Source organism: Microbacterium sp. CIAB417 (genome assembly GCF_022788845.1).
Window position 1 is genome coordinate 85,876 of sequence record NZ_JAHZUT010000011.1, and the last position, 23,207, is coordinate 109,082.

Sequence of the window (23,207 nt, forward strand, 5' to 3'; positions counted from 1 at the left end):
AAGCGTAGCCGCAAGCCCCTGGCACCGACGGGCCATTGCAGTGTTCACTGGTGTCATGAGGTCGATCTGGAAAGGCGCCCTGACGTTCGGGCTCGTGAACGTCCCGGTGAAGGTGTACTCCGCCACCGAGGACCACGACGTGCCGCTGCATCAGGTGCACGATGAGGACGGCGGACGCATCCGCTACAAGCGGACCTGCGAGGTGTGCGGCGAGGTGGTGCCGTACCAGAACATCGATCGCGCCTACGAGGAGGACGGCCAGCGCGTCGTGCTGACGAAGGACGATCTCGACGCCCTCCCGGCGGAGCGCAGCCGCGAGATCGACGTCGTGGAGTTCGTCCCGAGCGAGCAGGTCGACCTGCTCACCCTCGACAAGGCGTACTACCTGGAACCGGACTCGAAGTCCCCGAAGGCATACGTGCTGCTGCGCAAGACCCTGGAGCAGACCGACCGGACGGCGATCGTGCGATTCACGCTGCGTCAGAAGACCCGTCTCGCGGCGCTGCGCGTGCGAGGGGACGTGCTCGTGCTGCAGACCCTGCTGTGGGCCGACGAGGTCCGCGAGGCGTCGTTCGACTCGCTGGATGAGGACGTGAAGATCTCGAAGAAGGAGCTCGAGCTCTCGGCGAGCCTCGTCGACAGCTATTCGAGCGACTTCGACCCCGAGGCGTTCGTCGACGAGTACCAGAAGGAGCTGCGCACGCTCATCGACGCGAAGATCGAGGCCGGAGACACGTTCGACGTCGCCGAGACCTTCGGCGAGGAGGGCGAGGAGGCGGCCAAGGGAGGCGAGGTCATCGACCTCATGGAGGCGCTGCGCGCCAGCGTCGAGAAGTCCCGCGCCAAGAAGCGCGACGCGGGCTGAGCCCTGGTGAGGACGTCGGCGTCAGTGCTTGCCGTCGCCGTCCAGGTCGGGAGCGCGGTCGAACACCTCGGGGTTCAGGCTGAGCTGGGCAGCCTCTGCGGCATCCGTGTCGGGGTCGCCGCCGGCGGCCAGCTCCTTGCGGACCTTCCGACGCTCGGAGAAGTAGTGCCAGAGGGTGACCAGGGCCGTCCCCCCGACCGCGACGAGCAGGATGAGGTCGATGTATTCGGTGACGAGGTCACGCACCCAGGGGATGTAGGCGATCAGGTAACCGACCATGGTGAGTCCGAAACCCCAGATCATGGCACCGATGAGGTTGTACAGCGAGTACCGGCGCCAGGGCATGTGTCCGACGCCGGCGGCCACGGGTGCGAAGGTGCGCACGATCGGCACGAAGCGCGCGAGGATCACCGTCAGCCCGCCGTAGCGCTCGAAGAAGGCATTCGTGCGCTCGACGTTCTTCCTGCTGAACAGTCCCGATTCCTTGCGCTCGAAGACGGCCGGTCCGCCCTTGTGGCCGATCAGATAGCCGACTTCACCGCCGACGAACGCCGCCAACGCGATCAGGAGCGACACGAACCAGATGTTGACCCCGAACACATTGCTGGTGTGCGTGAGCAGACCGGCGATGATCAGCAACGTGTCGCCCGGGAGGAGGAAGCCGACGAGAAGCCCGGTCTCGGCGAAGATGATGAAGCACACGACGAGCAGGGCCCAGGGGCCCGCGGCGCCGATGATCGTGGCGGGGTCGAGCCAGGGGATGAGCGCGATGTGATGCATGGTGTCCCGTCGTGCGGATCGATCGGCGGTCGAGTGCGCGTGTGCGCACTCCGTGTGCGGAAGGTGGGACCTGAGTCCCACCGGCCCCCTCCACGCGCCTCTGCGCGGCGCGCGGAGCCTCCGGGCCGGCGGGGCCCGGCGCTGCAAGGAGCCGGTCTACTGCGTGAGCGCCGACGCCGCGATCTTCGGACCACGGCCTCGCCGCTCGTGCGGAAGGTGGGACTTGAACCCACACGCCCGAGGGCACAGGAACCTAAATCCTGCGTGTCTGCCAGTTTCACCACTCCCGCGCTGAGCGTTGCCAGTCTAGCCGCGGCACCGGGATCCGCGCTGGCGGGTCAGCCGCCGCGATCCGTTCGGGGTTTCCGGAATCATCCGCCCAGCAGAGCGGCGATCTCGTGGAACCCGCGATCGCGGGCGTGATCGAGCGCCGTGCGTCCCTCCGCATCCCGGATTCCGGGATCCGCGCCGGCCTCGAGCAGCAGGCGCACGATCTCCTGCTGGGCGGCACCGCCGTCCCCGAACACGACGGCCTCGAGCAACGCCGTCCACCCGTTGAGGTTCACGCGGTCCAGGTCGATGTCCAGTTGGACGGCCCGGCGGACGTAGTCGACGTGACCGCGTTCGGATGCCGGATGGACGGGCGTTCCCCCGCGCCGGTTCGGGATGGTGAGATCCGGTCGGCCGGGGAGCAGCGCCTCCAGCATCGCGACGCTGCCGGTGACGCCGGTCATCACCCATGGTGTGTCCCGCCGGGCGTCGAGGGCGTCCGGATCGGCGCCCATCGCCACGAGGAGTCGGGCGAGCGCGACGTGATCCGCGAGCACGGCCAGCATGAGCGGGGTGCGCTGGTCGGCGTCCCGCGTCTCGAGGCCGGCGCCGGCGCGGATCGCGAGGGCTGCGGCATCCGCGTCCCCGGCCTCGGCGGCTGCCCGCAGAGCCGCGTCCGGATCGGTCGGCTCCGGCGACGACAGCGCCCGCTCGAGCGTGCGCCGGGCGGTGTCGTGCCCACGCTGCCTGGCCATCTCGAACGGGGTGAGGCCCTCGGATCCGGACGCACGATCGAGCTGCGCGCCGCCGGCCACCAGAGCGCGCACGGTCAGGGCGTACTCCGCGGTGTCGTCGCCGAGCCAGATCGCCTCGTGGAGGGCCTGGTATCCGATTCGGTTCACGTGGTCGCGGTCGATGCCCGCCTGCAGCAGTGCTCCGACGACATAGCCGTGCCCGCGCTCCGCAGCGCGGATCAGGCCCGTCCCGTTCCAGCTGTCGGTGGCGGTGATGTCGGCGCCTTCGGCGAGAGCCAGATGCAGCAGGTCGAGGTGACCCTCGCTCGTCGCGACGAGGAACGCGGACTGCTGCGTGTCGTCCTGCGCGTTCACGTCGGCGCCGTCGTCGATCAGCCGGGTCGCGCGTTCGACGTCGTCCGCCCACGCCGCGGCGATGAGCGCTTCGTCGATCGGACGGAGCGCCGGCGGTGGCGACGCCTCGCCGGCAGGGGTCGGGTCCGCATCCGGGGTCTGCGCCGTGCAGGCGACGAGCGCGACGGATGCGGTCGCGGCGACGGCGAGCAGGAACGGGGTGCGGCGCATGAGGACCTCCGGGATCGGCGTCCTTCGATCGTGGCGCGCCGCCGACAGGCGCGCATCGTCCACTCGGCGCCGGCTCGATGGCCGATCGGATGATGCGCTGCCCGAGCCTGTGGATAACTTCCGAGGCCGCTGACGGATTCCTGACAGGATGCTCGCGTGAGCCAGCCAGCATCCGTCGTCGCCGAGCGCGTGCGACGGCGACTGCGCGCCGAGCGCACCGATCCGTCCGTGGACCCGGTCGAGGCTCGTCGTGTCGCGCAGGCCGAGGTGCGCCGGCACAACGATCTCGCGCTGTCCCGCGGCGAGGCCATGGTGGACGACGAGAGCGCGCTGGTGCGAGAGGTGCTCGCATCCGTGCACGGCTACGGACCGCTCCAGCCCCTTCTCGAGGACGACACCATCGAGGAGATCTGGATCAATGCTGCGGATCGGGTGCATGTCGCCCGGGGCGGCGTCGCCGAGCGGGTGCCGGTGCGGCTGTCCGACGCCGAGATCCGCGACCTGGTCGAGCGGATGCTGCAGACCACCGGGCGCCGCGTCGACGTCAGTCAGCCGTTCGTGGACGCCTCGCTGCCGGACGGTTCGCGCCTGCACGTGGCGATCGCCGACGTGGTGCGGGGCGGCTGGGCGGTGAACATCCGGAAGTTCCTGCCTCGGTACCGGACGCTGGATGCGCTCGTCGCCCAGGGGATGATGCGGCCGGACGTCGCGGATCTGCTCCGTCAGACGATGCGCACCGGCCGGAGCGTCCTCGTTTCCGGCGCGACGCATGCCGGCAAGACGACGCTCCTCGGCGCTCTGCTGGCGTCGTGCGCGGACGAGCAGCGCATCATCACGGCGGAGGAGACGTTCGAGCTCGCCGTGGACGGCCCCGATGTGGTCGCCCTCCAGGGTCGGCAGGCCGGCCTCGAGGGCGTCGGGGAGATCACGCTGCGACGGCTCGTCAAGGAGGCGCTGCGCATGCGGCCGGATCGGCTCGTGATCGGCGAGGTGCGCGATGCCGAGGCGCTCGACCTCGTGCTGGCGCTCAACACGGGTGTGCCCGGTGCAGCCACGATCCACGCCAACTCGGCGGCGGAGGCCCTCGAGAAGCTCAGCATCCTGCCTCTTCTGGCCGGACGCAACATCGACCGCTCCTTCATCGCTCCCGCGATCGCGTCGTCGATCGCCTTCGTCGTGCACTGCGCGCGGGATGCAGGCGGCGAGCGGCGCGTCACCGAGGTCCTCGCACCCACCGGAGAGGTCGTCGAAGGGCGGATCCTCACCCGGGCCGTGCTGCGCGCGGAGGTGCACGCATGACCCTGCTGCTCGGAGTCGCGCTCGCCGCGGGACTGCTGCTGTGCGCGTCGCCGTGGCTGTGGCCGCCGCGTGAGCGCCCGGCGGAACCCGCCCCGCGCCGCGGAGCGCTGACCCGCCTGCTCGAGGAGGCCGGTCTCGGCGGTGTGCGGGCGCGGACCCTCGGGATCGTCATGCTGGCCGCCGCCGTGGTCGCGGCCAGCGGGGTGTGGCTGCTGACCGGGCTCGCGGCCCTCGCCCTCGTCGGCGCCGCGGCCGCCGCCGCGGCGCCGGTCGCCTACCTGCGGGGCAGGCGTCTGCGCCTGCGCAAGGCGCGGCGGCAGCTGTGGCCTGATGTGTGCGATCTGCTCATCGCCGCGATCCGGGTGGGGCTGTCGCTCCCGGACGCCGTGGCGGGCCTCGCGGAGTCCGCGCCGGTCGCCGTGCGACCCGCCTTCGCCGTGTTCGCGCGCGACCTGCGCGCGACCGGCCGCTTCGAGACGAGCCTCGACCGACTGAAGGCCACGCTCGCCGACCCCATCGCCGATCGGATCATCGAGACGCTGCGGATGGCGCGCCAGGTGGGTGGAACCGATCTGACGGGGGTGCTGAGGGCGCTGTCGTCCTCGGTGAGGGCGGACGCGGCTCTGCGCGGAGAGGTCGAGGCGAAGCAGTCCTGGATCCACGGCGCCGCCGTCCTCGGGGCCGTGGCGCCGTGGGTGATCCTCGCCCTGCTGGCGATGCGTCCGGAGGGCGCCGAGGCGTACGGCACGCCCGAGGGCGTGCTCGTCATCGTCAGCGGGGCCGTCGTCACGGTCGTCGCGTTCCGCATCATGATCCGGATCGGACGCCTGCCCGAACCCAAGCGGTGGTTCGGATGACCGCGATCACCGACATCGCGATCGCGGTTCTGCTCGGCGGCCTGCTCGCCGCCGGCATCCTGTTCGTGCTGGCGTCCCTGCCGCGGTGGCGTGCCGCGTCGTTGAGCGTGCGGATCGCGCCCTACGTGCGCGACGTCGTGCCGGATGCGCTCCTGCCGCGCGGGATCCTGCCGAGCGCCGGTGCGCTCTCCGCCAGCGGCCGATCGGCGTGGGACCGTGCGCGCGACGCGTTCGATCGCCTGCTGGGCGGGGGAGACGCCCTGCGGATGCGGCTCGCGCAGGCCGGCAGCCCTCTCGAGCCCGGCGCCTTCCGCGGTCGGCAGCTCGGCTGGGGTCTCGCGGGGGCCGCGGCGGGCGCTCTCGTCGTCATCGCGCTCGCTGTGAGCGGCCGGATGACGGCGCCGGCGGCACTCCTTCCCGTGCTGGGCGGGGCCGCCGCGGCGATCGGCTACGACATGCTGCTCACCACGCGTGCCCGGGCCCGGATGACCCGGCTCAGCGAAGAACTGCCGACCACTCTCGAGTTCCTCGCGCTGTGCCTGTCGGCGGGGGAGGGGCTTCTCGACGCGATCCGGCGCGTCGCCGGCGTCGGCTCGGGGGAGCTCACCGAGGAGCTGCGCCACGTCGTCCTCGCGGTCAACACGGGCTCGCCGCTCGCCGACGCGCTCGGCGAGATGTCCGCCCGGCTGCAGCTGCCCGGACTGTCGCGCGCGGTCGATCAGGTGATCGCTGCTCTGGAGCACGGGGCGCCGCTGGCCGCCGTCCTCCACGCGCAGGCGGCGGATGCCCGCGAGGACGCGAAGCGCGGACTGATCGAGCAGGCCGGCCGCAAGGAGATCCTCATGCTCCTGCCCCTCGTCTTCCTGATCCTTCCCCTGTCCGTCCTGTTCGCGATCTTCCCCGGCCTCTTCATCCTCCGGCTCGGCCTCGGCTGAGCCGCGACCCATCCGATACGAAAGGAACCGACATGACCCGATTGCGACAGTGGCGCGCCCGACTGGATGCACAGGCCCGCGCGCTCGTCGAGGACGAGACCGGCGACGTGCCCGGCTGGGTGCTCGTGACCTTGATGACCGCGGGCCTCGTGGTGCTCATCTGGGCGGTCGCCGGCCCGGCGCTCACCTCGCTGTTCGAACAGGCGATCGCCCGGGTCTCCGGAATCTGAGCCGTGTCCTGGCGGGTCGTGCGCGATGAGCGCGGGTCGAGTCCGGTCGAGTTCGTTCTCGTCGGCTCCCTCCTCACCGTGCTCACGCTCGCCGTGCTGCAGCTGGGCCTGGCGATGTACGTCCGGAACGTCGTGCACGACGCGGCCGCCGAGGGCGCGCACTATGCCGCGCTCGCCGACACCGGTCCGGAGGCCGGCGCCGCGCGCGCCGCCTCGGTCATCACGACCGCGGTGGGAAGCGACTACGCCGAGGACATCACCGTGTCCCGGCGCTCGGAGTCCGGACACGAGGCCGTGGTCGTGCGCGTGCGCACCACGCTGCCGGTGCTCGGGCTGATCGGAATCCCGTTCGGGCTGGAGGTGGAGGCGGATGCGCCGCTGGAATCGCTGGGCGAGGGACGATGAGGGCTCGGCCGCGCTCGAGTTCATCGTCGTCGGCGTGATCCTGCTCGTCCCGCTGGTGTACCTCGTGCTGACGCTCGGTGCCGTGCAGGAGCAGACCCTGGGCGTCGAAGCGGCGGCCCGTCACTCCGCCCGTGCGATGGGCCAGGCCCCGGATGCTGGAACGGCCGCAGCTCGCAGCGAAGCGATTCTGACGAGCGTGGTCGAGGAGTACGGCATGGATCCGGCATCCGTGCAGGTGTCGATCTCGTGCCGGCCGGCATCCGCGGAGTGCCCGGCGCCGGGCGCGACCGTGATCGTGACGGTCGCGACGCGGGTGTCCCTGCCGTTCGTCCCGCCCGTTCTCGGCCTCGACACGATCGCGTCGATCCCTGTCGAGGCGCAGGCGGCGCAGAAGATGTCGCGGTTGTGGGGCTCCGGGTGAGGCGCGTGCGTGCGATCGCGGCGGACGAGGACGGCAGCATCCTGCCGTTGATCCTGGGATACGTCGTGCTGGCGATCGCCGTGGTGTTCGCGTGCGTGTGCGCGACCGACCTGTACATCGCGCAGAAGCGCCTGGACTCGCTGGCGGATGCCGCGGCGCTCGCGGGCTCCGACGGCTTCACGCTCGTCGTCGAGGGAGAGGACGTCCGCGCCGAGATCACCGGCGACGGGGTCCTCGAGCAGGCGGAGGCCGTCGTCGCGGCGATGCCCGGCGGGGCGAGGCTCGTCTCCGCCGATGCGCCGGACGGCGTCACGGCCAGGGTGACGGTCGCGGGCACGTGGCATCCGCCGCTGTTCTCGCCCTTCGTCCCCGACGGCGTCGAGCTGCAGGCGACCGCGACGAGCCGCACCGCCCTGCAGTAGTTTCAGTCCCGCTGCCGTGGGCTGAACCGGGGGATCCAGCGCAGGAACCCGAGGGCACCGACCAGCCCGACCACGCCCATGAGCCCGGTCGCGACCGACAGGGACGCCACGGCCGTCACGCCCGACACGATGAGCGGAGCGACGGCGCCCCCGGCATCCGTCAGCGTCCGCCAGGACCCGAGGAACGCCGCGGGCTCGGTCTTGGGGGCGACATCGGCTCCCAGGGTCAGCAGGATGCCGCTGGACAGCCCGTTGCCGACGCCCAGCACGGCCGCCAGCATCCCGAACCACAGCACAGCGGCGTCGCCGTCGTGCGTGAACGACAGCACGAGGAATCCGCTGCCCATCAGCACCATCGCGGGCATGGCCGCCCACAGCCTCCCGAACCGGTCCATGACCTGCCCGCTCGCGTAGAACAGCGCGAAGTCGATCGCCCCGGAGACGCCGACGACGAGAGCGATGGTCTGGGCATCCAGGCCGAGCGACACGCCCCACAGCGGCAGCACGACCTGCCGGGCCGAGCGGACGGCCGACAGGGATGCCGCGGCCAGCCCGAGCCGGCCGAGCACCCCGCGGTGGTGCCACATGGTGCGGAACACCCCGGCCCGCTCGATCGTCGGAATCGATCCCGAGACGGCCTCGCCGGTGTCCTCCGCGAGGGTGCCGTTCGCGACCGGCGTGGTCTTCTCCGGATCCGGCCCGAACAGCACGAGCACGACCATGACCGCGAGGCACGCGAGGAAGAACCAGATGGCGGCGACCTCGTCCGCGAAGATCTGCAGCAGGGCCGCCGTGACGAACGGACCGATGAACACGCCCAGGCGGAAGCTGCCACCCAGCAGCGACAGGGCTCGGGCCCGGAAGTCGACGGGCACGCGCGTCGTCATGAACGCATGCCGGGCGAGCCCGAACGCGGCAGCGCAGAACCCGAGCAGGAACACGGCCGCGGCGAACACACCGAGCGAGGGCGACAGGATCATCCCGATCACGGCGACCATCGACACCAGCCCGGCGATCACCATCGTGAACCGTTCGCCGATGCGGGCCACAGCCCAGCCGGCCGGGAGGTTGCCGCACAGCTGGCCGACCACGAGGGCCGAGGCGACCAGCGCGGCCGAGGCGACGTCGGCCCCCATGTTCGCCGCGATCACCGGGATCAGCGGGAGCACAGCACCTTCACCGAGGGAGAAGAGGATGGTCGGCAGGTACACCATCGGCCCGAACCGCCTCAGGACCGTGGACGCGCTGCTCATCGCCGCCACTCTACTCGCGCGCTGCCCGGCGGCCCTTCGCCGCGGCGCGAAGCAGGATAGGCTGAGGTGTCATGCTCGAACTCGATCTCTCCGCCGAAATCCAGGCGCTCAGGCAAACCTTCGGCGACATCAGCGAGGTCGTCGATGTCTCCCGTCTCCGCGAGGACATCGCGCGGCTCAGTGAAGAGGCGGGTGCGCCGGATCTCTGGGACGACACCGAGCGCGCTCAGAAGGTGACCAGCGCCCTCAGCCATCGCCAGTCCGAGCTCGCGCGCATCACCGGCATCGCGCAGCGCCTCGACGATCTCGAGGTCCTCGTGGATCTCGCCAACGAGATGGGCGACGAGGACTCCGCGCTCGAGGCGCGCAACGAGCTCTCCGCGCTCACGGAGATCATCAACCAGCTCGAGGTGCAGACCCTGTTGGACGGCGAGTACGACGAGCGCGCGGCCATCATCACCATCCGCTCCGGTGCGGGAGGCGACGACGCCACCGACTTCGCCGAGATGCTCCTGCGCATGTACCTGCGCTGGGCCGAGCAGCACAAGTATCCGGTCAAGGTCATGGACACGTCCTACGCCGAGGGCGCCGGGATCAAGTCGGCCACCTTCGAGGTCGACGCCCCGTACGCGTTCGGCACGCTCTCGGTCGAGGCCGGCACTCACCGCCTCGCCCGGATCAGCCCGTTCGGCTCCGCCGACAAGCGCCAGACCTCCTTCGCCGCCGTCGAGGTCATCCCGCTCATGGAGGAGGCCACCGAGGTCGACATCCCCGAGGCGGACATCCGCGTCGACGTGTTCCGTTCCTCGGGCCCCGGCGGCCAGTCGGTCAACACGACCGACTCAGCCGTGCGCATCACGCACCTTCCGACGGGCATCGTCGTGTCGATGCAGAACGAGAAGTCGCAGATCCAGAACCGTGCCGCCGCCATGCGCGTGCTCCAGACCCGCCTGCTGCTGCTGCAGAAGGAGGAGGAGGCGGCCAAGAAGAAGGAGCTCGCCGGCAACATCACGGCGAGCTGGGGCGACCAGATGCGCTCGTACTTCCTCTACGGCCAGCAGCTCGTGAAGGACCTGCGCACCGGCTACGAGTCCGGAAACCCCGCCTCGGTGTTCGACGGGGACCTGGACGGCTTCATCTCGGCGGGCATCCGCTGGCGCAAGCGCAAGGATGACGACGACTGACACGTCGCCGACGAAGCGGCCCCCGGTGATCCACCGGGGGCCGCTTCGTCGTCTCAGGGCGCTGCTACTGCACCGCCACGAACACCTCGTCCGCGAACATCCCCGGCGTGACGCGGAGCAGTCCGTCATCTCCCACCGGCACCTCGAGGACGATGTTCCCGGTCGCCGAGGCATCCGTGTACAGCTCCTGCAGACCGATCGCGGGCTCCGGCGGCACCGCCAGAGAGTCGGCGCTCGAGATCACCTCTCCGGTGCTCGTGACGTAGTCGATCATCGCCATGAGCGCGTAGCCGGACTCGTCTCCGGTGTAGGTCACGGTGGCGTTCACGACGGCGTAGGCGTAGCCCTCTGCAGGCTGCTCGTTGAACTGGTTGGCAGCGAGGACGTCCGCCGTCGCGTCCAGCGCGACGCTGTTGATGACCACGTCGTACTCCTCGCCCGAGATCGTGCTGCCCAGGGCGGCCGGGTTCTCGCGGCTTCCGACCTCGTCGGAGTCGCCCGCGTCGGAGTCATCCGTGTCGGCGTCGTCGGCATCGTCGACGGGACCCTCCGTGACGGACGAGTCGGTGAACTCGTCGAACGCCTCCTGCGCGGTCGCGAACAGCAGGCTGAAGAACACGATCGCCCCCACGATCGCGCCGACGACGGCGAGGATCAGACCCGTGATCGCAGGCCATTTCGCGCCCTTGAGGAAGAGGGCGACGATCGACAGGATGAGCCCGATCGGCAGAAGCACCCAACCGACGACGAGTGCACCGGGGATGCACGCGAAGATGAATCCGATCACGGAGACGGCCAGCGCGATCCACGCGAGCACGTGCGGCTTCTTCTTCGGAGCGGTTTCCGCAGGCGCCGCGGCGGGGTAGGCCTGCGCGGGTGCGGCGGCCGGGGCCGCGGGCGCGGCGTACGGCGGCAGGCCGCCGTCGGGCGAAGCCGGGATCGTCGGCGGCGCGAACGCCGGCGCGTCGGCCGGCTGAGCCGGCGCCGCAGCCGCGGGCGTCAGCCCGGCATCCGTGCCCGTGGCGGTCTCGGCAGCCGGAGCGAAGTGCTCCGTCCACTGCGTGCCGTCCCACCAGCGCTGACGGCCCGAACCGTCGTCGTACCAGCCTGCAGGGGTGCTCATGTCTCCTCGAGTTCTCGCGCCGGTTGCTGTGCGCGGCACGGACGCAGGGCTCGCCCCTCCCGGGCGCCCTCCCTCATCTATACCAGTCCTATGAGACATCTGTGAGTGCGGGCGAGCGCGCCCCGGGAGGGGTGTCGCTCGCGGGGCGCGCGCTCCTCGCGCTTAGGCTCGTAGCGCCATGATTCGGTTCGAGAACGTCACCAAACGCTATCGGGGCACCAAACGCCCTGCCCTGTCGGGGGTCGACTTCGAAGTGCAGCGCGGGGAGTTCGTCTTCCTCGTCGGCGCCTCGGGCTCCGGCAAGTCGACCTGCCTGCGCCTCATCCTGCGCGAGGAGGTTCCGACCACGGGTCGCGTCGCCGTCCTCGGCCGCGACCTCCGTTCGCTCGCGAACCGCAAGGTGCCGTACTTCCGGCGCCACATCGGCTCCGTCTTCCAGGACTTCCGGCTGCTGCCGTCCAAGACCGTGTACCAGAACGTCGCGTTCACGCTCCAGGTGACCGGTTCGTCGCGCGGCTTCATCCAGCAGGCGGTGCCGGAGGCGCTGGCCCTGGTGGGTCTGGACGGCAAGCAGAAGCGGATGCCGCATGAGCTGTCGGGTGGTGAGCAGCAGCGCGTCGCGATCGCGCGCGCCATCGTGAACCGGCCGCAGGTGCTTCTCGCGGACGAGCCGACCGGAAACCTCGACCCCGCCACCTCGGTGGGCATCATGCAGCTGCTCGCCCGCATCAACGCCGGCGGGACGACCGTGCTCATGGCGACGCACGAGGCGGCGTTCGTCGACCAGATGCAGCGTCGCGTGATCGAGCTGCGCGACGGCGAGATGGTCCGCGACGAGGTGCACGGCGGATACGGCGACACCTCCGCGATCCCGCTGCTGACGCCTGAGCAGGAGCGCGGCGCGGCCGCGGCCGCGGCCCTCACCGCCGTGCAGGAGGTCCAGCGGGAGACGGCGTCGATCCCGCCGCTGGATTCGGCCACGATCGCGCGGATGCAGGAGGCCAAGGGACGCGCCGCCGCGACCCCGGCACTGACGACGCCGCCCGCTGCGGGCGCAGGGGCCGCACAGGCGCCCGTCTCCGCGGCATCCGGTGACACCGGCCCGACGCCCGAGACGCCCCGCACCCACCCGATCGCCCTCCCCGAGGTCGACATCGCCGAGGTGGGGGTGGCTGATCGTCTCGGGCTCGTGGACAAGGACGACGACGAAGTGGGGCCGACATCATGAGGATCGGACTCATTCTGACCGAGGCCCTGGTGGGCCTGCGGCGCAACGCCTCCATGGTCATCTCCGTCGTGCTGGTGACCTTCGTGTCCCTCACCTTCGTCGGCGCGGCGATCCTGATGCAGGAGCAGATCTCCACCATGCGGGCCTACTGGTCCGAGCGTGCGCAGGTCGCGGTCTACATGTGCTCCCCGGTCTCCGAGACCGGCACGTGCACCGAGGGCGAGGCGACGCAGGATCAGCTGGATGCCGTGCAGGCCGAGCTGGACGGCGACGCGCTGTCGCCCCTGATCAGCAGCGTGCGCTTCGAGGACAAGGCCGAGGCCTACGCGAACCTCGTTGAGCTGCTCGGCGACGACCAGGCGAGCGTGCTCACCGAGGATCAGATGCAGCAGAGCTTCTGGGTGACCCTGAAGGATCCCGCGCAGTCGCGCGTCATCGCCGAGTCGTTCACCGGCGTGCAGGGGGTCGAGGAGGTCGTCGATCAGCTGAAGTACCTCGATCCGCTCTTCTCCGCGCTGACCGTGGCCACGTACATCGCGGTCGGCATCGCCGTGCTCATGCTCGTGGCCGCCGTGCTGCTCATCGCGACGACGATCCGACTGTCGGCGTACGCGCGGCGCAAGGAGATCGGGATCATGCGCCTGGTGGGCGCGTCGAACCGGGTGATCCAGACGCCGTTCGTGCTGGAGGGCGTCTTCGCGGCCTTCCTGGGCTCCGCGCTCGCGAGCGCAGCGGTCGTGGCCGGCGTCCACTTCGGGGTGAACGGCTATCTGCGGGGTCGCGTCCCCTCGATCACGACCTGGGTGACGATGCAGGATGCCGCCTTGGTGGTGCCGATCCTCATCGCGATCGGCGTCGTGCTGGCGGCGCTGTCCGCCGGGTTCGCGATCCGTCGCTGGCTGCGCACCTGATAGGCTGACAGGCTGCCGTGCGCCCGCACGGCGGGGAGTCAGGAGAGCACCATGCCCAGGGAACGCGGGGAGAAGGTCGTCGCGACCAATCGTCGCGCACGTCACGACTACACGATCGAGAAGTCGTACGAAGCGGGACTCGTGCTCACCGGCACCGAGGTGAAGTCGCTGCGCCAGGGGCGGGCGAACCTCACCGACGGGTACGCGTTCATCAAGGGCAACGAGGCGTTCCTCGACGCCGTGCACATCCCGGAGTACTCCCAGGGGCACTGGACCAACCACGCCGCCAAGCGCGTGCGCAAGCTGCTGCTTCACCGCGAGGAGATCCAGAAGCTGCAGCACGCGGTGTCGGCCGGCGGGTACACGCTCGTACCGCTGAAGCTGTACTTCTCGGACGGCAGGGCGAAGGTCGAGATCGCGCTGGCCAAGGGCAAGCGCGAGTACGACAAGCGTCAGGCGCTGCGCGAGCGTCAGGACAGCCGCGAGGCCGAGCGCGCCATGCGGCTGCGCAACCGGCTGGGGGAGTAGGACGGTCGCTCGCGTCAGCGAGTCGAAGTGAAGCCGAACACCCGGCCGAGGAAGCCCAGTTCTCGTTCCAGAGCGTCGACGATCGTCTCCGCACTGCGGAAACCGTGTCCTTCGCCCGGATACAGCACGTATTCGTGATCGATGCCGCGTGCCGCGAGGGCGTCGCGGACGCCCTCGGACTGCGACGGCGGCACCACGGGGTCGTCCGCGCCCTGCAGCAGCAGCACGGGGACGTCGATCCGATCCGCGTTCGTCAGCGGCGATCTCTCCACGTAGACGGCCTCGGCCTCGGGGAGGGGACCGACGAGTCCGTCGAGGTAGTTCTTCTCGAAGTCGTGAGTGTCCGCGGCGAGAGCGCGCAGGTCCGTGACGCCGTAGCGGCTGATCCCCGCGGCGAACACGCCGCCGCGCACGAGCGCGCACAGCACGGTCCAGCCTCCGGCCGAACTGCCTCGGATGGCCAGGCGGTCCGGGTCGGCGAGGCCGGCCTCCGCGAGACCGCGCGCCGCCGCCAGCACGTCGTCCACGTCCGCGATGCCCCACTTCCCGTCGAGGCGTTCGCGATAGGCGCGTCCGTATCCGGTCGATCCGCCGTAGTTCACGTCCAGGACGCCGATGCCTCGGCTCGTGTAGTAGGAGATGGCCGCCGACGCTGCTCCCGTGACGTGCGCGGTCGGTCCGCCGTGCACGAACACGATGTAGGGCGGCAGCTCGTCCGCGGGCGGGGCGATCTCCGGGTTCGCCGGCGGGTACGCGAACGCGTGCACCGGGCCCGACGCTCCGTCCACGACGATCCGCATCGCCGCCGGCATCCAGGCGGAGTCGACCGGTCCGCCTCCGACGACGGCGACCGTCTCGCCGGAATCGACCTCGACGGACCACACGCCGGGCGCGACGGTCGAGCCGTTGCCCGTGACCAGCACGCGGGTTCCGGAGACATCGTCGATGCTGACGTGTCCGTCGCAGGGCAGGCCCAGAGGGCGGATATCCCCGTCGCGATCGATCACCACGACCTCATCCCGCCCGTTCGTGCGCACCGCGACGATGCGACCGTCGGCGAGCGGCCGGTACCAGCGGTTGCCCAGCACCCACAGGCCGTACCCGGTGTCCGCGTCGCTCGGGCCGACCGGTGCAGCGGTTCCGGCGGGTGAGACGCCATCGAGCGCGATCCGATGCAGCGTCCAGCGGTCGTCCGGGATGTCCGAGTACAGCAGCGTGCGGTCGTCCGCCCATTCCGGCTGCAGGGCGGCGTGCGAAGGCAGCACGGCGTCGTCGTCCGCACCGACGGAGGCGACATGCACCTGAGCGCTCTCCCACGGCATCCGCTCTCCCGACCACTGCACCCAGGCGATCCGTGTGCCGTCCGGCGAGAGCGCGGGGTGGGCGAAGAACCCCGGCCCTTCGGCGTGGACGATCGTCGCAGCAGCGTCCCCGGCCGCCGAACCGTCGAGCGGGATCTCCACGATCGCCCGCCGGTGCGGTTCGGCCGTGAGGTCCTCCCGCACGGCGAGGAGACGTCCGTCCTGCACGCGCAGTCCACCGTGGGCGGGTCCGGCCGCCGTCAGCGGTTCCGGCTCGCCGCCGGGGACGAGCCGGTGCACACGCTGGTCCCGGGCCTCGACGAAGTAGAGGATGCCGTGCGCGTCCGCCGTCCAAGCCCCGCCGCCGTATTCGTGAACGCGGGATCGAGCGCTCCACGGTGCGGGGAGGACTTCGTGTCCTGCCGAGCTGCGCACCGTGATGCGTCCTCCTTCGGCGGGCACGGACTCGCCCCACCAGACCTCGTCGCGGACGAAGCGCGCGCCGTCGATCCTCGGTGCGGCACCCGCGATGTCGACGGCGTGGAACGGAGAAGGCCAGGTACCGAACGGCTGGGGCATTTCTCGAGCCTAGGAGATGGGCCCGGTCGATGCGGGATCTGCGCGGCCACCGGCCCCGACACATGGCGTCACACAGATGCGCCGGGAGCGCGGGGTGCCCTACCGTCATGGAAACGCCCCGTTCGCACTGGAGCGTGGAGCGACAGCCGAGCCCGGCATCCGCCCGCGAAGCGCAGCGCCTTTCGCGGCCGCCCCGTGTCCGCCCTGTCACAGGAGAGAAACATGTCCTCCGAGGACTCCACCACCGCCGGTGCCTCGCGCGTGCCGTTCTCCTTCGAGCTGTACCCGCCTCGCACCCCGTCCAGCGAGGACGCGCTGCACGAGACCGTGCGCCGCCTGGCGGCCGCGGGACCCGCGTTCCTGTCGGTCACGTACGGGGCCGGGGGATCCACGGGAGGGCGTTCGCTCGAAGTGCTCCGCTACATCCGCGAGCACACCGACGTCGAGCCGCTCGCGCACCTCACCTGCGTCGGCAACACCTATGAGGGCGCCGGCCGGCTGATCCGCGAGTTCCTGGATGCCGGAATCCGCAGCTTCCTCGCACTGCGCGGCGACCCGCCCGCCGGGCAGGAGCAGCCGTTCCTCGGGGACCTCGAGAGCGCGGCCCAGCTGGTGCAGCTGATCGACCGCGTGCAGGCGGAGCGCGCCCCTTACGAGGAGTCGCCCGTCCCCGGCATCCCGGGAGCCGCCCGCGTTGCGCCCCGGCGCAAGGTGAGCATCGCCGTCGCAGCCTTCCCGAAGGGTCACCCCCGTTCCACGCACCGCACGCAGGACGTCGAGGCCCTGCTGGCCAAGCAGGCGGCCGGCGCCACGTTCGCGATCACGCAGTTGTTCTTCCACCCGGACGACTACCTGGCGTTCGTCGAGCGCGCCCGGCGCGCCGGCGTCACGATCCCCATCCTCCCCGGCATCATGCCGATCACCTCGCCCGCCCGGCTGGCGCGTGTGCTGGAGCTGACCGGAGAGGAGATCCCGGGGGAGCTCCAGGTCGCCCTCGAAGTCGAGCCGACCGTCGAAGGACGCCGGCGGATCGGCGTCGACTGGGCGGCGGATCTGGCCCGCGAGGTCGTCGCCGGGGGAGCCCCCGGCGTGCACCTGTACGCGTTCAACCAGCACGAGACCGTGCTGGACGTCCTCGAATCCGCCGACATCCTTCCCGCGCTTCACCGCTAGCCCCCTCTGAAAGGACCCACCATGACCGCATTCCCCGAGGGCACCATCCTCGGCTACCCCCGGATCGGGCGCCGTCGCGAGCTGAAGAAGGCCGTCGAGGCGTTCTGGGCCGGCCGGATCGACGAGCAGGAGCTCAAGGCGACGAGCGCGGACCTGCGTGCCGCGACCCGTGAGCGCCTCGCGTCGCTGGGACTGGGGCGCGACGACTCCGCGATCCCGGAGTCGTTCTCGTACTACGACCAGGTCCTGGATGCCGCGATCACGGTCGGCGCGATCCCGGCGCGCTTCGAGGACCTCCGTGAGACAGACGGCACGATCGGGCTGCCCGCGTACTTCACGGTCGCCCGAGGCGAGGGAGACCGCGCCCCTCTCGAGATGACCAAGTGGTTCGACTCCAACTACCACTACCTCGTCCCCGAGATCGGACCGGAGACGTCCTTCTCCCTCTCCAGCGACCGTCTCGTCCGAGAGGTCGCCGAGGCCGCATCCACCGGGTTCGTGACCCGCCCCGTCGTTGTCGGTCCGGTCACGCTGCTCGCTCTCGCCAAGGCGTCGGACGACGCGCCGGAGGGCTTCGACCCGCTGTCGCGCCTCGAGGACGTGCTTCCCGTCTACGTCGAGCTCCTGGGCCGCCTGCGCGCAGCCGGAGCGGAGTGGGTCCAGCTCGACGAACCCGCGCTCGTCAGCGAGTCGCTGCCCGCATCCACCGACCAGCTGGCTGCCGCGGCGGAGCGCGCACTGGCGGTCCTGGGAGGGGCGGCCGACCGCCCGTCGATCCTCGTCGCGGCGCCCTACGCCGCCCTGGACGCCGTGTTCCCGGTCCTCGCCGCTGCGCCGGTCGAGGCGATCGCCGTCGACCTGGTGCGCGGTTCGGTTCCGGCCGCCGCGGCGGGGCTGGAGGACAAGATCCTCGTCGGCGGCGTGATCGACGGCCACAACATCTGGCGCGGCGACCTCGCTGCGGCGTTCAGCACGCTCGAGGAGCTGCGCGCCCTGGGTGCCGCTCGGGTCGCGGCCGCCACGTCGACCTCGCTGCTGCACGTCCCGCACGACGTCGCCGACGAGTCGAAGCTGGACGAGCGCCTGGTGTCGTGGCTCGCCTTCGCGGACCAGAAGGTCGCGCAGGTCGTGACGCTCGCACGAGGTCTCGGCGAAGGACGCGCAGCGATCCAAGCCGACCTCGACGCGGCATCCGCGGCGCTCGCCGACCGGCTGTCGGCTCCGGGCGTCCGCGACGGCGCCGTGCGCGAGCGCTCGCTCTCGGATGCCGACTTCGCGCGGGTCTCGTATCCGGAACGAGAGGCGGCTCAGGAGGCGGCGCTCGGACTGCCGGCTCTGCCGCTGACGACAATCGGGTCCTTCCCCCAGACCGGCGACATCCGCCGTGCCCGTGCCCGTTTCACCCGCGGGGAGATCACCGAGGCCGAGTACGAGGACTTCCTCCGGGCCGAGATCGACAGTGTCGTTGCGCTGCAGGAGGAGCTCGGCCTGGATGTCCTCGTCCACGGCGAGCCCGAGCGGAATGACATGGTGCAGTATTTCGCCGAGAACCTCGACGGATTCGCCGTCACGGAGAACGGCTGGGTGCAGTCCTACGGCTCGCGGGCGACGCGCCCGTCGATCCTGTGGGGAGACGTGTCCCGCCCCGCGCCCATCACGGTCGCCTGGTCGACGTACGCGCAGTCGCGCACCGAGAAGCACATGAAGGGCATGCTGACCGGACCGGTCACGATCCTCGCGTGGTCCTTCGTGCGCGACGACCAGCCCCTGGGGGAGACGGCGAATCAGGTCGCCCTGGCCCTGCGCGAGGAGATCGCGGATCTCGAGAACGCCGGCATCGCGATCATCCAGGTCGATGAGCCGGCGCTGCGCGAGCTGCTGCCCCTGAAGAAGGCCGATCAGCCTGCCTACCTGGACTGGTCGGTGAACTCGTTCCGACTCGCGACCGGCGGAGCGGCGGCCGCCACCCAGGTGCACACGCACCTGTGCTATTCCGAGTTCGGTGTCGTGATCGACGCGATCCGGGCCCTCGACGCGGACGTCACGTCGATCGAGGCGGCCCGCAGCCGCATGGACGTCGTGGACGACATTGCCGAGGTCGGGTTCGACCACGGCATCGGCCCTGGTGTCTACGACATCCATTCGCCGCGCGTCCCCGGCACGGATGAGATCGAATCGCTGCTGCGACGTGCGGCCGCCGCGATCCCGAACCGGCAGCTGTGGGTGAACCCGGACTGCGGCCTCAAGACGCGCGGGTACGACGAGACCACCGCGTCGCTGCGCAACATCGTCGAGGCGACCCGGCACGTGCGCGAGGACGTGTCCGTCCCGGCCTGACGGCTGTTACACGACGAAAGGTCCCTCCCGCCCGGGAGGGACCTTTCGTCGTTCGCGGGAGATCAGACGGCGCGCAGCACCGCCACGACCTTGCCGAGGACCGTCGCGTCGTCACCGAGGATCGGTTCGAACGCGGAGTTGCGGGGGAGAAGCCAGGTGTGGCCGTCGCGGCGGCGGAACGTCTTGACGGTGGCCTCGCCGTCGAGCATGGCGGCCACGATCTCGCCGTTCTCGGCGGTGTTCTGGGTGCGCACTACGACCCAGTCGCCGTCGCAGATAGCGGCGTCGATCATCGACTCGCCGTTGACCTTCAGCATGAACAGATCGCCCTTGCCCACGAGTTGCCGTGGCAGCGGGAAGATCTCCTCGACCTGCTGCTCCGCCGTGATCGGCACGCCGGCGGCGATCTGTCCGACCAGGGGGACGAGCGCGGCGTCCCCGACCGGCGGGGCGGCGTCCGCGGGGTTCTCGACACCCGTGCCCGGCAGATCGATCAGCACCTCCATGGCGCGGGTCTTGCCCGGGTCGCGTCGCAGGTAGCCGCTCAGTTCCAACTGGCCGAGCTGATGGGTGACGCTGGAGAGCGACTTGAGACCCACGGCGTCGCCGATCTCGCGCATGCTGGGCGGGTAGCCGTGCCGCGCGATCGAGGTCTGGATGACCTCGAGGATCGCCATCTGCTTGGCGCTGAGGCTCTTGCGTCGACGAGTGCGCGGTGCCTCGCTGCCGGGGGCTGTTGCGTCGCTCATGGCTGCTCCTTCGTGGGCCGGTCCGGTGCTCCCGCGCCGATGTCGGAGGCCCGTGGTGTGGTGTCTACAGCGAAACCGTATCCGAGAATCCGGGCTTGCGGAAGATCTGTTCGAGCGTGTCGGAGGATCCGAGGATGCGATTTCGAAGAAGACTTGACATCGATTCGAAATCGAAGATACATTCGGTACGTAGCTTCGCATCCCCCGCTCCCGGCCGAGCGGGGAATGCGAACGCTACGCCAAAGCCCCACCGGGGAGAAGAGCACGAGGAGCAGCATCATGAGCAGCATCACCGTCACGGCACCGTCCATCCGTCGCCCCGCAGCCGCCACGCGCCTGCGTCTGACGGCGCGCGGTCGTCGCGTGCTGCTCGCCCTGGCCGCGCTTCCGCTCGCGATCGGCCTGGCCTTCGCCGCACTCAGCGGCGGATCCGCCTACGCCGGCGGCGATGAGGTGACCGCGTCGTTCGAGACGGTCACGGTCATGCCCGGTGACACGCTGTGGTCGATCGCCGAGGACGTCGCCCCGGGCGTCGATCCCCGCGAGGTCGTCGACGCACTGCGGCAGCTCAACCTGCTCGACGGCGGCGTGCTCATGGTCGGCGAGGAGCTCGCGATCCCCGCGGCCTACGCCGGCTGACCCGCGGCGCTCCGCCTCGCGCGCCCTCGCTAGCATGGGGAGGGTGACTTCCCTCGAAGACCTTCCCCTCCGCGACGATCTGCGCGGTCTCACCCCGTACGGAGCCCCTCAGGCCCCGCTGCCGGTCGCGCTGAACGTCAACGAGAACACCCACCCGGTTCCGGATGCCGTGGCCAGCGACATCCTCGACGACATCGCCGTCGCACTCCGAGATGTGAACCGCTATCCGGATCGGGAGTTCACCGCTCTCAGGGAGAGTTTCGCCGAGTACCTGGGCCACGACCTCGCGGCTGACGGGATCTGGGCCGGTAACGGCTCCAACGAGGTGCTGCAGCACATCCTGCAGGCCTTCGGCGGACCGGGGCGCACGGCGTTCGGCTTCGCGCCGACGTACTCCATGTATCCGCTCATCACGCAGGGAGTCGGATCCACCTGGATCGCGGGCACCCGGCACCCGGACCACACGATCAGCCCGGAGGAGGCCGCCGAGCAGGTCCGGTCCGCGGATCCCGACATCGTCCTGCTCTGCACCCCGAACAATCCCACCGGGACCCCGCTCGGACTCGATGTCGTCGAAGCCGTCTACGACGCGGCTCGTGGGATCGTCGTCGTGGACGAGGCGTATCAGGAGTTCGCCCCCCGCGACGCGCCGTCCGCTCTGACTCTTCTCGAGGGCCGACCGCGACTGGCCGTGTCCCGGACCATGAGCAAGGCGTTCGCGTTCGCCGGCGCCCGGGTCGGGTATCTCGCGGCGGATCCGGCGTTCATCGACGCCCTGCGCCTCGTGCGCCTTCCCTACCACCTGAGCGCGCTCACTCAGGCTGCCGCGGTGGCCGCGCTGCGCAACGCGGACACGATGCTCGCGATGGTGGACGAGATCGTCGAGCAGCGCGACCGGATCACGGCGACGCTCGAAGCGCTCGGCTATCAGCCGCACGAGTCGTGGTCGAACTTCGTCCTGTTCGGAGGCGTCGCCGATCCGAAGGCGACCTGGCAGTCGCTCTACAACAAGGGGATCCTCGTGCGCGACGTGGGCATCCCCGGGCACCTGCGCGTCACGGCCGGGACCGAGGCCGAGACCACGGCGTTCCTGGACGCGCTGGCCTCGATAGAATCGGCCACATGAGTCGCACCGCCCGCCGCAGCCGCAGCACGTCCGAGTCCTCCGTCGAACTCGACCTGAACTTGGACGGCACCGGCGCGAGCCAGATCGACACCTCGGTGCCGTTCTTCGACCACCTGCTGACGGCGTTCGCGAAGCACTCGCTCACAGATCTCACGGTCCGCGCCTCGGGGGACACCGACATCGACGCCCACCACACCGTCGAGGACATCTCGATCGTGCTCGGCCAGACGATCCGGGAGGCGCTGGGGGACAAGTCGGGCATCTCCCGCTACGGCGATGCGCTCGTGCCACTGGACGAAGCGCTCGCGCAGGCGGTCGTCGACATCAGCGGCCGACCGTACCTCGTTCACTCGGGAGAGCCTGCCGGGTTCGAGCACCACCTGATCGGCGGGCACTTCACGGGCTCGCTCGTGCGCCACTGCTTCGAGGCGATCGCCTTCAACGCCGGCCTGACCGTGCATGTGCGGGTGCTCGGCGGTCGGGACCCGCACCACATCGCCGAGGCGGAGTTCAAGGCGTTCGCCCGTGCGTTCCGTCAGGCGAAGGCCCTGGATCCGCTGGTCTCGGGCATCCCGTCCACCAAGGGCGCGCTGTGACCGACCGCCCGAGCGTCGCCGTCTTCGACTACGAGTCGGGCAACGTCCACTCGGCCGTCAAGGCGCTCGTCGCCGCGGGTGCCGACGCCGTGCTCACCGGCGACCGCACGGCGGCGCTGGAGGCCGACGGGCTGGTCGTCCCCGGGGTGGGAGCGTTCGCTGCGGTTCGAGAGGCGCTCGCGGCGCACGGCGGCGATGAGATCATCGAACGCCGGCTCGCCGGCGGCCGCGCGGTCCTCGGCATCTGCGTCGGCATGCAGGTGCTGTTCGAGCACGGCGTCGAGCGCGGTGTCGACACCGAAGGGCTGGGGGAGTGGCCCGGCGTGGTCACGGAGCTCGACGCCCCGGTCCTGCCCCACATGGGATGGAACACCGTGACCCCGGACGAGGGGAGCGTGCTGTTCCGCGGCATCGAGCAGGAACGGTTCTACTTCGTGCACTCCTTCGCCGCTCAGCGCTGGGAGCTCGAGGTCATGCCTCCGTTCCCCGAGCCACGGCTGACCTGGACCACCTACGGCTCGCCCTTCCTCGCCGCCGTCGAGAACGGCCCGCTGTCCGCCACGCAGTTCCACCCCGAGAAATCCGGAGAAGCGGGCATCCAGCTGCTGCGCAACTGGGTCGGCAGCCTCTGATCCACCGTCGGGCGACGTCACTCCGGCGTCATCGTTTTGAACCGT

At 70.6% G+C, this 23,207-nt stretch carries 24 protein-coding genes and 1 tRNA gene; 18 read left to right on the forward strand and 7 right to left on the reverse strand.

Annotated elements, in window-relative coordinates:
* Positions 1–55 precede the first annotated feature (55 nt).
* Complete coding sequence (locus tag KYX17_RS28520) at positions 56–865, forward strand: Ku protein (RefSeq protein ID WP_243232572.1); 810 nt, start codon at positions 56–58, stop codon at positions 863–865.
* A 21-nt stretch (positions 866–886) separates the two neighbouring features.
* Here KYX17_RS28520 and KYX17_RS28525 read toward each other — a convergent pair whose 3' ends face one another.
* From KYX17_RS28525 to KYX17_RS28535, 3 genes are all read right to left on the reverse strand, one after another.
* A complete protein-coding gene (locus KYX17_RS28525) occupies positions 887–1,645 on the reverse strand; it encodes a DedA family protein (RefSeq protein WP_243232577.1) in 759 nt (252 codons plus the stop codon).
* 208 nt (positions 1,646–1,853) lie between these two features.
* Positions 1,854–1,935 (reverse strand) — tRNA-Leu (locus KYX17_RS28530).
* Between the two features lie 81 nt (positions 1,936–2,016).
* Positions 2,017–3,234: an ankyrin repeat domain-containing protein gene (locus KYX17_RS28535; protein ID WP_243232579.1), complete on the reverse strand. Its 1,218-nt coding sequence runs from the start codon at positions 3,232–3,234 to the stop codon at positions 2,017–2,019.
* 156 nt (positions 3,235–3,390) lie between these two features.
* Between KYX17_RS28535 and KYX17_RS28540 the strand changes: the two genes are divergently transcribed.
* Genes KYX17_RS28540 through KYX17_RS28570 form a run of 7 tightly spaced genes read left to right on the forward strand, consistent with a single transcriptional unit; the run spans position 3,391 to position 7,803 of the window.
* Entirely contained in the window at positions 3,391–4,533 is a 1,143-nt protein-coding gene (locus KYX17_RS28540) for a CpaF family protein (RefSeq protein ID WP_243232581.1), read from the forward strand.
* Entirely contained in the window at positions 4,530–5,390 is an 861-nt protein-coding gene (locus KYX17_RS28545) for a type II secretion system F family protein (RefSeq protein WP_243232584.1), read from the forward strand. The genes KYX17_RS28540 and KYX17_RS28545 overlap by 4 nt, the downstream gene beginning before the upstream one ends.
* A complete protein-coding gene (locus tag KYX17_RS28550) occupies positions 5,387–6,325 on the forward strand; it encodes a type II secretion system F family protein (RefSeq protein WP_243232587.1) in 939 nt (312 codons plus the stop codon). The genes KYX17_RS28545 and KYX17_RS28550 overlap by 4 nt, the downstream gene beginning before the upstream one ends.
* A gap of 32 nt (positions 6,326–6,357) precedes the next feature.
* A complete protein-coding gene (locus KYX17_RS28555) occupies positions 6,358–6,555 on the forward strand; it encodes a hypothetical protein (protein WP_243232588.1) in 198 nt (65 codons plus the stop codon).
* Between the two features lie 3 nt (positions 6,556–6,558).
* A complete protein-coding gene (locus tag KYX17_RS28560; RefSeq protein ID WP_243232589.1) occupies positions 6,559–6,960 on the forward strand; it encodes a TadE/TadG family type IV pilus assembly protein in 402 nt (133 codons plus the stop codon).
* Positions 6,926–7,381: a TadE family protein gene (locus KYX17_RS28565; protein WP_243232590.1), complete on the forward strand. Its 456-nt coding sequence runs from the start codon at positions 6,926–6,928 to the stop codon at positions 7,379–7,381. Before KYX17_RS28560 ends, KYX17_RS28565 begins: the two co-directional genes overlap by 35 nt.
* A gap of 5 nt (positions 7,382–7,386) precedes the next feature.
* Positions 7,387–7,803, forward strand: coding sequence for a pilus assembly protein TadG-related protein (locus KYX17_RS28570; RefSeq protein ID WP_243232675.1), 417 nt, complete (start codon positions 7,387–7,389; stop codon positions 7,801–7,803).
* A gap of 2 nt (positions 7,804–7,805) precedes the next feature.
* Here KYX17_RS28570 and KYX17_RS28575 read toward each other — a convergent pair whose 3' ends face one another.
* Positions 7,806–9,056 (reverse strand): MFS transporter, encoded by a 1,251-nt coding sequence (locus KYX17_RS28575; protein WP_243232591.1) that lies wholly within the window; start codon positions 9,054–9,056, stop codon positions 7,806–7,808.
* Between the two features lie 71 nt (positions 9,057–9,127).
* Between KYX17_RS28575 and prfB the strand changes: the two genes are divergently transcribed.
* The gene (gene prfB, locus KYX17_RS28580) at positions 9,128–10,240 is read left to right on the forward strand and encodes a peptide chain release factor 2 (protein WP_243232592.1); all 1,113 of its coding nucleotides are present in this window, start codon (positions 9,128–9,130) and stop codon (positions 10,238–10,240) included.
* A gap of 64 nt (positions 10,241–10,304) precedes the next feature.
* Here the strand turns inward: prfB and KYX17_RS28585 are convergent, their stop codons facing one another.
* Positions 10,305–11,363, reverse strand: coding sequence for a DUF2510 domain-containing protein (locus KYX17_RS28585; RefSeq protein WP_243232593.1), 1,059 nt, complete (start codon positions 11,361–11,363; stop codon positions 10,305–10,307).
* 178 nt (positions 11,364–11,541) lie between these two features.
* Here KYX17_RS28585 and ftsE point away from each other — a divergent pair, with 178 nt between their 5' ends.
* From ftsE to smpB, 3 genes are read left to right on the forward strand one after another with little or no spacing between them, the layout of a single operon-like run.
* On the forward strand, positions 11,542–12,591 hold the full coding sequence (gene ftsE, locus KYX17_RS28590; protein WP_243232594.1) for a cell division ATP-binding protein FtsE: 1,050 nt from the start codon (positions 11,542–11,544) through the stop codon (positions 12,589–12,591).
* Complete coding sequence (gene ftsX / locus KYX17_RS28595; RefSeq protein WP_243232595.1) at positions 12,588–13,502, forward strand: permease-like cell division protein FtsX; 915 nt, start codon at positions 12,588–12,590, stop codon at positions 13,500–13,502. Before ftsE ends, ftsX begins: the two co-directional genes overlap by 4 nt.
* A gap of 51 nt (positions 13,503–13,553) precedes the next feature.
* Positions 13,554–14,030 carry an SsrA-binding protein SmpB gene (gene smpB, locus KYX17_RS28600; protein WP_243232601.1) on the forward strand — a complete coding sequence of 159 codons (477 nt, stop codon included), beginning with the start codon at positions 13,554–13,556 and terminating at the stop codon, positions 14,028–14,030.
* A gap of 14 nt (positions 14,031–14,044) precedes the next feature.
* On the opposite strand, the gene KYX17_RS28605 is transcribed toward smpB, so the two are convergent.
* The gene (locus tag KYX17_RS28605) at positions 14,045–15,910 is read right to left on the reverse strand and encodes a prolyl oligopeptidase family serine peptidase (RefSeq protein ID WP_243232602.1); all 1,866 of its coding nucleotides are present in this window, start codon (positions 15,908–15,910) and stop codon (positions 14,045–14,047) included.
* A 222-nt stretch (positions 15,911–16,132) separates the two neighbouring features.
* Here KYX17_RS28605 and KYX17_RS28610 point away from each other — a divergent pair, with 222 nt between their 5' ends.
* The gene (locus KYX17_RS28610; protein WP_243232603.1) at positions 16,133–17,083 is read left to right on the forward strand and encodes a methylenetetrahydrofolate reductase; all 951 of its coding nucleotides are present in this window, start codon (positions 16,133–16,135) and stop codon (positions 17,081–17,083) included.
* Between the two features lie 21 nt (positions 17,084–17,104).
* Complete coding sequence (gene metE / locus KYX17_RS28615; protein WP_243232604.1) at positions 17,105–19,420, forward strand: 5-methyltetrahydropteroyltriglutamate--homocysteine S-methyltransferase; 2,316 nt, start codon at positions 17,105–17,107, stop codon at positions 19,418–19,420.
* Positions 19,421–19,482: 62 nt separating this feature from the next.
* Here the strand turns inward: metE and lexA are convergent, their stop codons facing one another.
* Complete coding sequence (gene lexA, locus KYX17_RS28620; protein ID WP_243232605.1) at positions 19,483–20,169, reverse strand: transcriptional repressor LexA; 687 nt, start codon at positions 20,167–20,169, stop codon at positions 19,483–19,485.
* A gap of 279 nt (positions 20,170–20,448) precedes the next feature.
* On the opposite strand from lexA, the gene KYX17_RS28625 reads away from it, so the two are divergent.
* The 4 genes from KYX17_RS28625 to hisH are packed head-to-tail and all read left to right on the forward strand — an operon-like array spanning position 20,449 to position 23,162.
* Complete coding sequence (locus tag KYX17_RS28625; RefSeq protein ID WP_243232606.1) at positions 20,449–20,808, forward strand: LysM peptidoglycan-binding domain-containing protein; 360 nt, start codon at positions 20,449–20,451, stop codon at positions 20,806–20,808.
* A gap of 34 nt (positions 20,809–20,842) precedes the next feature.
* A complete protein-coding gene (locus KYX17_RS28630; RefSeq protein ID WP_243232607.1) occupies positions 20,843–21,934 on the forward strand; it encodes a histidinol-phosphate transaminase in 1,092 nt (363 codons plus the stop codon).
* On the forward strand, positions 21,931–22,530 hold the full coding sequence (gene hisB / locus KYX17_RS28635) for an imidazoleglycerol-phosphate dehydratase HisB (protein WP_249224358.1): 600 nt from the start codon (positions 21,931–21,933) through the stop codon (positions 22,528–22,530). Before KYX17_RS28630 ends, hisB begins: the two co-directional genes overlap by 4 nt.
* Positions 22,527–23,162 carry an imidazole glycerol phosphate synthase subunit HisH gene (gene hisH / locus KYX17_RS28640; protein WP_243232608.1) on the forward strand — a complete coding sequence of 212 codons (636 nt, stop codon included), beginning with the start codon at positions 22,527–22,529 and terminating at the stop codon, positions 23,160–23,162. Before hisB ends, hisH begins: the two co-directional genes overlap by 4 nt.
* Positions 23,163–23,207 lie beyond the last annotated feature (45 nt).